Annotated in this window: 11 protein-coding genes and 2 pseudogenes; 5 read left to right on the plus strand and 8 right to left on the minus strand. The window is 65.1% G+C overall.

Annotated elements, in window-relative coordinates; all coding sequences use genetic code 11:
- Positions 1-134: 134 nt before the first annotated feature.
- Positions 135-278, minus strand: a pseudogene (locus tag KYX69_RS22155) (SDR family NAD(P)-dependent oxidoreductase); the annotation flags it as partial.
- Positions 279-433: 155 nt separating this feature from the next.
- Between KYX69_RS22155 and KYX69_RS22160 the strand changes: the two are divergent.
- Complete coding sequence (locus KYX69_RS22160) at positions 434-724, plus strand: helix-turn-helix domain-containing protein (RefSeq protein ID WP_300501549.1); 291 nt, start codon at positions 434-436, stop codon at positions 722-724.
- A 339-nt stretch (positions 725-1063) separates the two neighbouring features.
- On the opposite strand, the pseudogene KYX69_RS22165 reads toward KYX69_RS22160, so the two are convergent.
- The 7 genes and pseudogenes from KYX69_RS22165 to KYX69_RS22195 form a co-directional block, all read right to left on the minus strand.
- A pseudogene (locus tag KYX69_RS22165) lies at positions 1064-1504 on the minus strand (IS481 family transposase); the annotation flags it as partial.
- Positions 1505-1789: 285 nt separating this feature from the next.
- Positions 1790-2455 carry a DUF4410 domain-containing protein gene (locus KYX69_RS22170; protein ID WP_300501540.1) on the minus strand — a complete coding sequence of 222 codons (666 nt, stop codon included), beginning with the start codon at positions 2453-2455 and terminating at the stop codon, positions 1790-1792.
- An 11-nt stretch (positions 2456-2466) separates the two neighbouring features.
- Entirely contained in the window at positions 2467-3288 is an 822-nt protein-coding gene (locus KYX69_RS22175) for a hypothetical protein (RefSeq protein ID WP_300501541.1), read from the minus strand.
- Positions 3289-3449: 161 nt separating this feature from the next.
- Positions 3450-3974, minus strand: a complete 525-nt coding sequence (locus KYX69_RS22180; protein WP_300501542.1) for an RcnB family protein — start codon at positions 3972-3974, stop codon at positions 3450-3452.
- Between the two features lie 77 nt (positions 3975-4051).
- On the minus strand, positions 4052-5389 hold the full coding sequence (locus KYX69_RS22185) for an ATP-binding protein (RefSeq protein WP_300501543.1): 1338 nt from the start codon (positions 5387-5389) through the stop codon (positions 4052-4054).
- Positions 5383-6117, minus strand: coding sequence for a response regulator (locus KYX69_RS22190; protein WP_089221260.1), 735 nt, complete (start codon positions 6115-6117; stop codon positions 5383-5385). The genes KYX69_RS22185 and KYX69_RS22190 overlap by 7 nt, the downstream gene beginning before the upstream one ends.
- Before the next feature lie 89 nt (positions 6118-6206).
- A complete protein-coding gene (locus KYX69_RS22195) occupies positions 6207-6464 on the minus strand; it encodes a hypothetical protein (RefSeq protein WP_300501544.1) in 258 nt (85 codons plus the stop codon).
- 241 nt (positions 6465-6705) lie between these two features.
- On the opposite strand from KYX69_RS22195, the gene KYX69_RS22200 reads away from it, so the two are divergent.
- The 4 genes from KYX69_RS22200 to KYX69_RS22215 all read left to right on the plus strand — a co-directional run bounded on the left by KYX69_RS22200 (position 6706) and on the right by KYX69_RS22215 (position 12790).
- A complete protein-coding gene (locus KYX69_RS22200; RefSeq protein ID WP_300501545.1) occupies positions 6706-7107 on the plus strand; it encodes a hypothetical protein in 402 nt (133 codons plus the stop codon).
- 141 nt (positions 7108-7248) lie between these two features.
- Positions 7249-8328: an efflux RND transporter periplasmic adaptor subunit gene (locus tag KYX69_RS22205; protein WP_300501546.1), complete on the plus strand. Its 1080-nt coding sequence runs from the start codon at positions 7249-7251 to the stop codon at positions 8326-8328.
- Between the two features lie 8 nt (positions 8329-8336).
- Positions 8337-11420, plus strand: a complete 3084-nt coding sequence (locus KYX69_RS22210) for an efflux RND transporter permease subunit (protein WP_300501547.1) — start codon at positions 8337-8339, stop codon at positions 11418-11420.
- The gene (locus KYX69_RS22215; protein ID WP_300501548.1) at positions 11417-12790 is read left to right on the plus strand and encodes a TolC family outer membrane protein; all 1374 of its coding nucleotides are present in this window, start codon (positions 11417-11419) and stop codon (positions 12788-12790) included. The genes KYX69_RS22210 and KYX69_RS22215 overlap by 4 nt, the downstream gene beginning before the upstream one ends.
- Positions 12791-12931: the final 141 nt, after the last annotated feature.

A 12931-nucleotide genomic window follows, 5' to 3' on the forward strand; every position in this document is an offset into this window, starting at 1 on the left:
GGGAAATAGGGCTGAAGACGCGCCATCTGCTCGTCCGTCAGCCAGAATAAATCGCTCAAATTCAGGCTCCTTCACGGTCGCCTGAATCATAATCGCTACCTCAAATCAATGGGTCCTGACCCTAGGATGCCTCCGGCTACCTCCTCGGCGAGCGCGCGATCACGACCGTGAATGACCACTGTCGTTCCCTCTCGAGCAAGGGTGCGAGCAATCGCTTCGCCAATGCCCTTGCTGCTACCGGTGACGAGCGCCACCCTACCTCTCAATTGCAAATCCATCGCAGATTACCCATCTTCGCACCTGATGGGATTACAGGTCGTTAGAGATGCAGACTGAAGCAAGTACGCACTTAAAGGTGCCTATGAAGGGAGCACCTCGAGACGAATGCTTGGGACCAGACGGCGCGGTCGCTAATGTGAGCCGCGTTATGCGGATGATTCAAGGCCGGTGGAAACTACCCATTTTGTTTCGGCTGTACGCCGATCCCACGCGACGCACGTCTGAGTTGAGACGGGATCTTCCAGGCATATCCCAAAAGATGCTGACCCAGCATCTTCGTGAACTTGAAGAAGATGGACTTGTCCACCGAATTGACTTCCATGAAAAACCGCTCCGGGTTGAGTATGTTCTAACTGATCTTGGGCAAGAGCTTTTGCCGGTGTTGGTCGCTATGAGAGCGTTCTCCATCAAAAGCGATCAAGTTGCTGCGCGCGCGATGAAGTAGGGCCGATTGCGGCCTTAATTCGAGATGCGTCCTTTCGATCGGACGTGGCGAACTATACCGTTGTAGGCTGCGTGGAGGCTTTGGCTGCGGCCGATGTCGTGATCTGATCCAGCCGCTTCCCAAAAGGCTACGAGCCATTCGTCGGGGCAGCGGCCCCGCAGCACTCAGAGCGCGAGGGCGACGCCGCGCGTCTGCGTCTTCGCCTTCTCGGCAGCCGCCTCGCGCAGCACGTTGAGCGCGCGGTCGATCGTCCCGTCGACACGCATGCCGGCTTCAATGGAAGTCATGGCTTCGGATGGGGATCAGATCTCTGTGGTCGAAGTCCGGCGCCGAAGGGGTTCCCTCGGCGGTCTGCACCTCGGCGATGTCGATGTGGAAGTAGCCGATCGGATAGGTCTTGAACTTGCGCTTCGGTTCCTTGTCGCCAGTCACCTCGGGTAATCGGCTGATCCCGTGCCGTTGCAGGCAGCGATGCAGGGACGAGCGGGTCAGATGCGGGATCGTCGCCTGAAGCGCGTAGAGGCAGTCATCGAGCGGCAGCAGCATGTGCTTGCGGAAGGCGACGATGATCGCCTCCTCCTCAATGCTCAGTACTGTCGAATGAGCATCCTTCGGACCGGTCGGCAAGTCCTTGACCGCGGTGCGCTTCTTCCACTTCGCAACGGTCTTCTGGTTGATGCCGTGCCGCTTCGCCAGGACCCTCAGGCTCTCTTGACTATGTTGTATCGCTCGACGGACTGCCGCTGTTGTGCGGGCGCTTCCATGTAAAATCTGTCCCATAGCGCATCCTTCCATTCCTGGCTGAATAATGCACCATTAAACACCGGGACCAAACAAGAACCTCTGTGAGCGACGGCGCCGGGATACCGTAATGTGTAGATGCCCGCTTACGACCAAAGTAGGTCATTGAATTCTGCGTCCGTGAATGTCTGATCCTGACGGAAGCCGCCGACAATAATTCAAAGGCGACGAGATGCCGACCTGACGTGCAATCGCCTGCGCAGGCAGCTGCCGCATGTTTTGACCGGCGCTACTCGGTCGACGTGTGTGAGGATAGCTCGCAATTCAGTTTCTGCGCGCGGCCGAGGAGTCGGACGGCCAAGGCCAGCCGGCGGAGCGGTAGAAGTCGCGGGTCTGCGACACGATGGTGTTGGCGGCACGTTTGGCCGAACGATCAAGCCCGCCGCCTGCCTCGGCCAGCAAGCCGGTGCCGCCGCCTACTGCCAGCCCTATGAGTTCTCCAGTGCCCGCAGCCACGACGCCGGGTAACACCAGGCCGGGCTTGCGACCGCTCTTCGTGGTGGTTGAAAAGGCCATGGCGACATTGCTGCTGCCGGCCAGTACCAAGCAGGTCTCGGTCCGTAGCGCGGACCGTCCAGCCCCGAACCCGATCAGCATGCGCTCCAGCCGGCTGCCAGGATCGGCGCGACTTATCTCGACCCGCACCATGGCACTGCTCAGCACAGGGGCCGCCGGCGATGCGACCGACACCGGAAGCCCCGCCTTGCGATAGCGAGCGAGCAGTGCCTCCCGCAAACGGTGTGCGGCACTGACGACGTTATCATCCGCACCTAGTTCCGGCGCGACCGTGACGACGATCGCCAGTGACGTCGGGGCCGATTGGCGGATCGGCGCGGAAGCAATGGCCAGAGAGCCGACCGTGGTCTTCGCACAACCGGCAAGCGGAACCACGGCGAGAAGCACCGCGAGCGCGAATATCGAGCGAGCCATGGCCAGCCCCCTCAACGCTCTGGCACGACGGGCGGTGCCGGCGGGATGCTGTCGTCGAGCGCGGTGGCGGGCAGCGGCGCAGGCGGCGGCGCGCCGGGCGGGGTCAGGCGGAATGCGAATGGGTACGCCGTGCCGTTGAACATGACAGTCAGCTGGATCTGGCCATAGAAGCCGCGATCCTTCGGGATCGGCACCACGATCAGGCCACCGAAGCTGCTGCCCGGATCGACGGTCGTCGTCTGCAGGATTTCGGCGTCGAGCTGGTCGAGCGTATAATCGAGCTTCCTGTCGATCCCGCGCATTGCCATGGCGCCGCCCGCGATCGCCGCCGTGGCGCCGAGAATCGCTGGCGTGTCGTTACGCCAGTGGATCACTCTGGTGTAGCTGCGTCTGGGACCGTTGATATGGCGGACATAGGTTCCGCGATTCGAGGTGGTCGAGGCGATCCCGGCCAGCGCCCCCGCTGCAAGCATGGTGCCGATCCTTGCCCCGTGCGCCCTGTCTTGAGCGTCCGCCACAAGCTGCTGATAGGTGGGCAGGCCAACCGGAATGGCATTCACACTGGCCAGAATATTCTCGATGCCGAAATTGGCTGCCTGGTCGCCTTCGTTGAAAACTGCGAGCGCGAACATGGCCTTGCCCTTCTCGACGCGGACCGGGCGAACCTCGATCGTGCCGGTGGGTTGGCGCAGAGATACCGCCGGTTGCCCGCGATAATAGCGCGCGGTCTCGGCACCGATGCGTTCGGGATAAAGGGTGGATTGCGCCGACGCGGAGGTCGGGATCGTCAGCGAGACGAGCGTCAGGGCGATGATGGCATTGCGAGCGATCATGGGGGCACTTTCCGAATGAAGGAAAAATCGATGCGGCGCGGACCTCCCGGAGGCGGGGCGCTTGGGGGCAAGCCCGCACCGCATCGTGCCGGACAGTCAGGGGGCTGACCGGCAGGTTGCCGGCACGCTCAGGGGGGAACGAGCGATGCCGGTATCTCGGATCACCAGCCGCCGGCGACCGACTGGGCGATCATGCCGCTAGCCAGCGCGACCAGCACGAAATTGGCGCCGCCATAATACCATCCATAGCCGGCGGGTGCGGGCGCCAGACCGTAGCTGGCGGGGGTGACGACGACATAGCGGCGCATGGCCGGCGGATAGGGACGGCCGACGACCCAGGTCGTGTGGCTGTAGCCGCGCGGGATCGGATAATAGCCGTGGCCGGGCGCGAAGAAATGGCCACGGCGCGGGCCGGCATAGCCCGCGAAGCCCGAATGCCCGCGCCACCAACCGGGGCGGCCGCGATCGACGAAGGTGTTCGAGTGGCGGATCACGGCATTGGGCGTCCGCACCGTCGTCGAGCGATGATCTACGATGCGCCCGTCATGGCTGTTATGACGCACCGCGACCTGGGCGTTGGCTGGCGGCGGGCAAAAGGCGAGGACGATGATCATAGTGATGGCGGTGCTGGCAGCCGATGCGATCAGGCGGAAAATCGGGGGCTTGTTGGAGGTGAGGAGAGGCATAACAGGCTCCGTTGTTCGATGAGACTGTTATAAGGACGCCGTGCAACAGCCGATCAGGCGCCATGTAAAGCATTGTATCAGGTGCGGGTGCGGTGCTCGCTGGCCAGATGCAGGCACAGGATCGCGCGAAAGCCGCCCTTCCGGCGATTTTCGATGCGGAGTTCGCCCTGATAGCGGTGGGCAAGCGCCTGCACGATCGAGAGGCCGAGCCCCACCCCGCCGGTCTTGCGCGCGCGCGAGGGCTCCAGCCGCTCGAACGGCTCGATCAGGCGCTCTAGGCTCTCGGCGGGTACGCCGGGGCCCTCATCCTCGACGAGGATATGGACGACTCGTCCATCGGTATGGACGCGCACGAACGCACGCCCCCCGCCATAGCGCATGGCATTGTCGAGAAGGTTGGCCAGCATCCGCTGGATCGCGGTGTGCGAGGCCTTTACGAACAGGGGCCGCGGGATCGCATCGATGGCGACATCTTCGCCGCGTGCCCGGCGCTCGGCAGCGATTTCGGCCAGTTCCTGACGGAGGTCGCTGCGCGCATGCTGCATGTCATGGGCGACGGATTCGCGCGCGAAGGTAAGCGTGTCGCTCAGAAGGTCGCGCATCTCCTCGATGTCCTTGGACGCGAGGCGACGCTGCTCGGCATCCTCGATAAACTCGCCGCGCAGTTCGAGCCGGGTCAGATAGGTGCGATAGTCATGCGCGATCGCGGCCAGCATCCGGGTGCGCTCGTCGATCAGTTCGCGCAATTGGCGCCGCAACTGCTGGAAGGCACCGCTAAGCTCGATGATCTCACGCGGGCCCTTTGGCGATAGCGTCTCGAGCCGGTCCTCGCGGACCGCGCGAGCAAGGCGTTCGACCGGGCGCGTGGTCTGCGAAGCAAGCCAGAGGACCACAAGGAGATCGACGGCGCCGATCGCCGCCACGAACAATAGCAGGTTGCCGAAGATCCGCGCCGCCGGCGCCAGCGCCTTTTGTTCGATTGTGACCGCACGGCCATCGGGCAATGCTACCGAGACACGGATGAGGTGGGTTGAAAGCGGGATCGGCTGTTCGAGATCGATCGAGCGTTCGCCTCCTATGATCTCGATGCGGAACGGCCGTCCGCCAAGCGCGTCGCGGTACCGCGCGATGGTCGCGGGCGTCACGGACTCGCGGCCAATGTCGGGTAGCCGAGCGATTTCGGCAACGCGCCGGTTGGCGTCCGAAAAGGCGCGAGTCAGGTCTTTGTGGGAGGTCGGGGGCGTGCGCTCGAATGCGGCGACGATCAGCGCGACATTGGCTGGATCGGGCAATCGATAGACCGGGCCATCGCCTGTCCTGGTGAACGCGACGATCAGGGCGACCATCATGCCGAGATGGAGCAGGACGATGAGCGCGATGCGGTCGCGCAGGCGGCGCGGCCCGAATTTCAGCATCGAACGACGTCAGGTGAAAAGAGGTAGCCGTCGCCGCGCACGGTGCGGATGATGGTCGGTTCGCGCGGATCGTCGCCGAGTTTGCGGCGCAGGCGTCCGATCTGGACGTCGATCACCCGGTCGACCGGATTGGCAAGGCCGCCGCGCGTCCAGTCGATCAGCAATTCGCGGGACAGCACGCGCTGCGGATGCATGAGAAGCGTGTAGAGCAGATCGAACTCGCTTGTGGTCAACGTTACCTGCTCGCCCGCAGGATTGAGAAGCGCACGGGCGCCAAGGCGGAGTACCCAGCCATCGAATCGAAACGAGTCGCCGGTCTGTGCCTGAGCGCTTACCACATCGCGCGTGCGCCGGATGATCGATCGCAACCGCGCCACCAATTCACGCTTGTTGAAGGGCTTGGCGAGATAATCGTCGGCACCGATCTCCAGGCCGACGATGCGGTCGATGGGGTCGTCCTTCGCGGTAACGATCAGGATCGGCAGCCGCGGCATTCGCGCGCGCAGCCGCTGGCAGATCATCAGGCCGTCCTCGCCCGGCAGCATCAGGTCGAGGATAAGGCAATCGATCCGTTCGAGCAGGCCGTCAGCGTCGAGACCGGCCGAGCTTTCGAAGGCCAGCACCTCGAACCCCTCCCGGCCGAGAAGAACGCGCACGAGATCACGGATGCCGGGATCGTCCTCGACGATCGCGACGGTGCCGTTGGTCGCTTGCGCTTGGCTGGCCATGCAGTTCCCTTTCGTCCCACAGCGCTTATTGGAGCGAACCACCCCCGAGGCAATCATGAACTATCGTTCGTACCCCGGGGGTTAGGGGCTCACATGCCGCGCTTGGCGGCCGCAGTCTGCAATTCGGCGGGCGTGATCTTTCCGTCCTTGTCGGCATCGACATAGTTGAACCCGCGATCGCGGCGACCGGCAGCCTTCCATTCCTCGCGCGACAGCGTGCCGTCGCCGTTGGTATCGACCGCCTTGAACTTTTCGGCGGCACCGGCGGGTGCGGACTGCGCCATGGCCGCGCCGGGGACCGTCACGCCAAGACCCAGCATGGCAAGGCCGATCATAAAGGTCTTCATGGATACTCTCCTGTGAGATTCGCCCGTCAGTGAGCGGCCAATTTGATAGGCGCAGGTACACGCATCCATTTGCGTCATCGGTGACGCTAGGTAACAGTTTGTAACCGGGCCGGTCACGACGATCGAAAGGGCCTGGCCGCCGTTCACACTCGGCTACAATGCACGGCAATTGCCGCCATCTCCTTGCCGCAAGCCAATCGTCCCGGTGAGCCGCACAGGCTTGCCCGCACAGGAGAATGAAATGTTCCCGACATCCCGCATCGCTGCGGCGGCCCTTGCCGCCCTCGTCACCTGCGCCGCAACCGCTGCCGAGGCGCGCCAGTTTCATGGAAGCCGCGGCATCCATGGCCCCAATGGGCGCGGCGTAACCCGCACGGTCGATATTACCCGCGGCGGCGGTCAACGCCTGGAGACGCGCAGCCTGCAGACCGATCGCGGTCGCGGCATCACCAGCCAGCGCCAGCGAGAGGTCGCCGAGGGCAGCTTCACGGGGTCACGTACGCGCACGCTCAACAACGGCACGCATTGGGGGGTGGCGACCAATGCAACGAAAAGCGGCAACGGCACTGCAAGCTATGAACGGACCTACACCGGGCCGGGCGGCGAAACCTTGACCCGTTCGGGTACCGTCGGCCGCTGGTGAGCCGCGCGCGGGCGCCCCATCCCGGAGCGCCCGCTTACAATCTGTTACAAAGGGCGAAAGGCGCGTTTGCGCGGACGCTTCATCAGGCGGGGTGAAAGAGGACCAATCCGGTCTTCCACCCCGCTTTCCAAAGGGATGAAGATGGCGCGCCTAGCCCCCCTCCTGCCACTCTCAGCGCTGATCGCCCTGTGCGCCTGTACCGGCGAAAAGCCTGTCAAGGACGAGCGGCGGGCGGTCTCCGTCCAGCAGATCACCGATGCCGCCAGCCCGGGAACGATCACCTATGCCGGGGATATCCGCTCAGCCTATGAAAGCCAGCTCGGCTTCCAGGTCGCGGGGCGGATCATATCGCGCTCGGTCGAGCCCGGCGACACCGTCCGCGCCGGGCAGGCATTGTTCCGGATCGACGGCAGCGATTATGCGCGCGCCGTCGACAGCGCTGCCGCGCAGACGGGCGCCGCGCAATCGGCAGCGGCCACCCAGGCGGCAGACCTTGCCCGCTCGCGCGCGCTGCTGAAGCAGGGCTTCATCTCGCAGGCCGAATATGACCAGCAAAAGGCCGCGACCGATCAGGCGCAGGCGCAACTGCGCGCCGCCCGGGCACAGGGCGGCACCGCCTCCGCGCAGCTCGGCCGCACCGTGCTGACCGCCCCGCGCGCAGGCGTCGTGACGAAGGTGGAGGGCGAAGTCGGCCAAGTCGTCGGCGCGGGGCAGGCCGTCGTCACGCTGGCCGATCCGGCCAGGCCGGAGATCGCCGTGGCGTTGCCGGAAGGTGGCCTTGTTGCCGTCCGCTCGGCGCGCAGCTTCACAGTCAAACTGTGGAGCGACCCGACCCGGCGCTACGCCGCGACGTTGCGCAGTATTGCGGGTGCCGCCGATCCCGTAACCCGCACCTTTGCCGCCAAATTCGCCATCACAGCCCCCGCCGGCGAGCTTCACATCGGCGAAACCGCCGAACTTGCCGTGGAAACCGATCGCGCGCGCGGCGGCGTGCTCGTGCCGCTGACTGCGATCATGGACGTCAAGGGGCGTGCCCAGGCCTGGGTGCTCGACCGCGCGACCATGACGGTGCAGCCGCGCGCCGTGAAAGTCGGCCCGGCCCATGGCGACAGCCTCGCGATCCTTGCGGGCCTCAAGCCGGGCGACACGATCGTGACCGCGGGCATCCATCTGCTGCGCGCCGGTGAAACGGTCCGTATCGCGGAAGTGCCCCGGTCATGAGCGCGGGCATGAGCAAGTTTAATCTCTCGCGCTGGGCGCTCGCGCACCAGCAACTGGTCGGCTTCGTCTTCGCGCTTTCGATGGTCGCGGGGCTGCTCGCCTATACCTCGCTCGGACGCAAGGAAGACCCTGAGTTTACCGTCAAGACGATGATGATTACCGTGGGTTGGCCCGGCGCCACTGCGGAGCGGATGTCGCAGCAGGTGATCAAGCCGATCGAAACGGTGCTCACCGAAAACATTCCCGAAATCGACTATGTGAAGAGCAAGGCCCGACCGGGCCAGGCGACGCTGAACGTCACGCTGATCTCGACGGTCAAGAGCAACACCATTCCCGACATCTGGTATCAGGTGCGCAAGACCGTGACCGACAACCGCGCCGACCTGCCCGACGGCGTGATCGGCCCGGCGTTCAACGACGAGTTCGGGACGACCTATGGCAATATCTACGCGATCACCGGCAACGGCCTGAGCTACCCGACACTGCGGCGCTATGCGGAAACGCTGCGCGACCGGATCCAGACGCTGCCCGATGTCGCCAAAACGGAAGTGATCGGCGCGCAGGACGAAGCGGTCTATGTCACCTATGACAGCGCGCGTCTCGCGATGCTGGGCGTCTCGGCACAGGCAATTACCGATGCACTCAAGACCACCAATTCGGTCAATGCGTCCGGCATCGTGGAGGCGGGTGCGGAGCGCGTGCGGGTACAGGTCGCCGGCGCCTATGAGGTGATCGACCAGATTGCGGCGACGCCCATCACGGTCGATGGCAAGAGCATCCGCCTCGACGCGATCGCCAAGGTCGAGCGTCGGCCGGTCGATCCGGCCACGTTCAAGATGCGCCATGGCGGCCAGGATGCGGTCGGGGTCGGCATCAGCCTGCGCGCGGACGGCGACGTCGAACGGCTTGGCGAAGATCTCGGGACGCTGATCGCCGCCTATCAGGCCGAACTCCCGGTCGGCGCGCAGATCCACACGGTTTCCGATCAGACCCATGTCGTTGCGGAATCGGTCAGCGAGTTCACCCGCTCGCTGGTCGAGGCGATCCTCATCGTGCTCGCCGTCAACTTCCTGTCGCTGGGCTGGCGGCCCGGCATCGTGGTGGCGCTGTGCATCCCGCTGGTGCTGGCGATGACCTTTGTCGGCATGCAATATCTGGGCATCGACCTGCAGCGCATTTCGCTCGGCGCGCTTATCATCGCGCTGGGCCTGCTGGTCGATGACGCCATCATTGTGGTTGAGGCGGTCGTCACGCACCTCCAGGCGGGCTGGACCCGCACGCGGGCGGCGGTCAGCGCCTATAGCGTCACGGCGGTGCCGATGCTGGTCGGCACGCTCATCACCGTCGCGGGCTTCCTACCGATCGTGATGAGCCAGGCGACCGCCAGCGAATATGTGAAGTCGCTGTTCCAGGTGATCGCGCTGGCGCTGGTCCTGTCATGGATCGTCGCGGTCATCTTCACGCCGTTCATCACCTATCATCTCCTGCCGCAGCGCAAGGACGCGCGCGAAGATGCGGGCGAGCCCGAGGAGCAATATGAGGGTCGCTTCTACGACTGGTTCCGCGGGCTGCTCGATCGCTGTCTCGACCGGCGCAAATCGGTGGTCATCGTGGCCGCCGCACTGTTCGTCGGGTCGGTGTTCCTGTTCCAATGGGGCGTACCACGCCAGTTCTTTCCCTCGTCCGAGCGGCCCGAGCTGGTGGTCGACCTCCAGCTCTCGCAGAACGCCAGTTTTGCCCAGACCGAGGCGGTGGCCAGGCGGATGGAGACGCTGCTGGCCAGGGACGAGCGGATCACGTCGATCACCTCCTATGTCGGTGGCGGCTCGCCGCGCTTCTACCTGCCGCTGAACGTCCAGACGCCCGACATCGCGCTTGCCGAACTGGTGCTGCGCACCAAGAGCGAGGAAGCGCGCGAGGAGGTCATCGCGCATCTCCAGCATCTGTTCGCCACCCAGTTTCCCGAGGTGCGTGGCCGGGTCAGCCGGCTGGAGAACGGTCCCTCGGTCGGCCAGCCGCTCCAATATCGCGTCACCGGTCCCGATCTCGATGCCATCGCACCGATCGCTGCCAGGCTTGAAGCGATCGTTCGCGCCGATGGCCATTCGCGCAATGTGAACCGCGACTTTGGCGAGCCGCTCAAGGTCGTGCGGGTCGATCTCGATCAGGAAAAGGTCCGCGGCATGGGCCTTTCGACCCAGGCGGTGCAGCAGTCGCTCCAGGCGGCGATCGGTGGAATCGGTACGACCCGGTTCCGAGACGGCGACCGTGCGCTCGACGTGACCATGCGCCTGAGCACCAGCGAACGCACCGATCTTGGCCGCATCGCCAACCTGCCGATCAGCACGGCGAACGGTCCGGTCCCGCTCGCGCAGCTCGGCCGCGTCTCCGCCGCGAGCGAACCCGCCCTGCTGTACCAGCGCAACCGCCTGCCCACGATTACCATCGCCGCCGATGTCGAGGGCGAGCAAGCGACGGACCTCTCCAAGCGGCTCGCGCCCGAGGTCGAGAAACTGCGCAAGGCACTCCCGCCGGGCGGATCGATCGTTATGGGCGGCGCCGAGGAACAGAGCGCGATCAACCAGCAATCGACCATGGCCGCCGTGCCCGCAGCGATCATGGTCATCGTCCTGCTGCTGATGCTTCAACTCCAGAATGTGAAGCGGATGCTGGTCGTACTCGCCACCGGGCCGCTCGCGCTGATCGGCGTGGCGCTGATCATGGCGATCTTCCGCATCCCGTTCGGCTTCGTCGCGATGCTCGGCACCCTGTCGCTGTTCGGCATGGTGCTGCGTAACTCGGTGATCCTGATTGCGCAGATCGACACGCTGTCCGCCCATGGCCTCACCCTGCGCGAGGCCGTGCGCGAAGCGGCGGTCCACCGCCTGCGGCCGATCATGCTCACCGCGCTCGCCGCCATTCTCGCGATGATCCCGCTGACCGGATCGACCTTCTGGGGGCCGATGGCCTGGGCGATCATGGGCGGGCTGATGGTCGCCACCATCCTTACCCTCGTCGTCCTGCCCGCGCTCTATGAACTGGTGTTCGACCGCCCGGCCAAGCGCGACGCCCCGCAGGAGATTTCCGCATGAACCGCGCCTTCCTTCTCGCCACCGCGATGCTGATCGCGACGCCTGCGTACGCCACCGATCTGGTAGAGGCATGGCAGGCCGCCGTGGCGCATGACCCGACCATTGCCGGTGCGCGCGCCAGCCGCGACGCAGGGCAGGAGGGCGAAATGCAGGCAAAGGCGCTGGGACGCCCGACTGTGCAGGCGCAGGGCAGCTATCAATACAACCGTGTGGAAACCAACGCGGAACTGCCTGCCGATCTGCTTCCGTCGTTCACGGGCACGCGCAGCAACGGTCGCGCGACGTTCGGCGTGCAGGCGGTCCAGCCGATCTATGATGCCACCAAGCGGGCGCAGGCGATCCAACTGCACGAGAAGTCGGCAGCGGCCGAAGTCCAATATTCAGGCGAGGAGCAGGCGTTGATCCTGCGGGTCGCGCAGGCCTATTTCGGCGTACTGGCGAGCGAGGACACGCGCAACTCCTATCAGCAGCTGGTCGCCGCCGCCGAGGAGCAGCGGCGCGGCGCGCAGGCCCGCTTCGATGCGGGCAGGGCCCGGATCACCGATGTGCGCGAAGCCGAAGCCCGGCGCGATGCCGCCGAAGCACAGCGGATCGCCGCGCAAGCTGCGCTCGCCAACGCGCGGAGCGGCTTCACCGAACTGACCGGTCTTTCCGCCGACGATCTGCGGCGCCCGGCTGCGGGCGGCACCCCCCCGGCGCTGGCGCTGTCGCTGGATCGGGCGAGCGCGTTGGCCGAACGCCAGTCCCCGGCGGTCAAGATCGCTGAGCACAATGCCAGGGCGGTCGGCGCCGATGTCGATCGCTATCGCCTCGGCGGGCGCCCGGTCGTGGAAGGCGTCGCCGGCTATCAGGGGCAATATCGTCTGGGGGGTGAGAGTGGGTCGGGCATTCTTCCCGATCGTATCCAGTCTGCCTTCGCCGGCATCCGCGTGACCATACCGCTCTACGCGGGAGGCGCGATCGCTTCAAAGGCACGCGAGGCGCAGAGCAATGCGACCAAGGCCATCCACGACCTTGACGCTGCCCGGCGCGACGCGCGGCTTCAGGCGCGCCAGGCCTGGTACGCCGCCACCACCGGTGAGCGCCGGGTCGAGGCGCTTCGCACTGCCCGGGCCTCGGCGGGGCTTCAGCAAAGTGCGGCGCTGACCGGGCGCGAGGTCGGCATCCGCACGCAGAACGACGTGCTGAACGCGCAGAGCCAGAGTTTCTCGACCGATCGGGATCTCAATCAGGCCGTCTACGACATGCTTGTGGCACGGCTACAGCTTGCGGCAGCGACCGGCGAGTTGGGGCCGGACGACGTCCAGCGGGTCAATCGCTTGCTCGAGACCCGTGCCACGAAAGCGACAGAGGCAGATAACGCCTCGTGATGACGACCAACTGCCTAGGTCGTGTTGACAAAGGGATTCCCATACTGGTCAGGTTCTGATTCAAGGCTTCTTTTTGGGGAGCAGTCATGGATCGTGGGGACTTGTCGGATGCGGAATGGGAACTGATCGGGCCTTTGCTGC

This window comes from Sphingomonas sp., from assembly GCF_030145815.1.
In the GTDB taxonomy this organism is placed as follows: Bacteria; Pseudomonadota; Alphaproteobacteria; order Sphingomonadales; family Sphingomonadaceae; genus Sphingomonas.

Bases quoted from the DNA above. Each gene is read 5' to 3' on its own strand.
- KYX69_RS22160 (WP_300501549.1), top strand. From the start codon at position 434: ATGATTCAAGGCCGGTGGAAACTACCCATTTTGTTTCGGCTGTACGCC.
- KYX69_RS22170 (WP_300501540.1), bottom strand. From the start codon at position 2,455: ATGGCTCGCTCGATATTCGCGCTCGCGGTGCTTCTCGCCGTGGTTCCG.
- KYX69_RS22175 (WP_300501541.1), bottom strand. From the start codon at position 3,288: ATGATCGCTCGCAATGCCATCATCGCCCTGACGCTCGTCTCGCTGACG.
- KYX69_RS22180 (WP_300501542.1), bottom strand. From the start codon at position 3,974: ATGCCTCTCCTCACCTCCAACAAGCCCCCGATTTTCCGCCTGATCGCA.
- KYX69_RS22185 (WP_300501543.1), bottom strand. From the start codon at position 5,389: ATGCTGAAATTCGGGCCGCGCCGCCTGCGCGACCGCATCGCGCTCATC.
- KYX69_RS22190 (WP_089221260.1), bottom strand. From the start codon at position 6,117: ATGGCCAGCCAAGCGCAAGCGACCAACGGCACCGTCGCGATCGTCGAG.
- KYX69_RS22195 (WP_300501544.1), bottom strand. From the start codon at position 6,464: ATGAAGACCTTTATGATCGGCCTTGCCATGCTGGGTCTTGGCGTGACG.
- KYX69_RS22200 (WP_300501545.1), top strand. From the start codon at position 6,706: ATGTTCCCGACATCCCGCATCGCTGCGGCGGCCCTTGCCGCCCTCGTC.
- KYX69_RS22205 (WP_300501546.1), top strand. From the start codon at position 7,249: ATGGCGCGCCTAGCCCCCCTCCTGCCACTCTCAGCGCTGATCGCCCTG.
- KYX69_RS22210 (WP_300501547.1), top strand. From the start codon at position 8,337: ATGAGCAAGTTTAATCTCTCGCGCTGGGCGCTCGCGCACCAGCAACTG.
- KYX69_RS22215 (WP_300501548.1), top strand. From the start codon at position 11,417: ATGAACCGCGCCTTCCTTCTCGCCACCGCGATGCTGATCGCGACGCCT.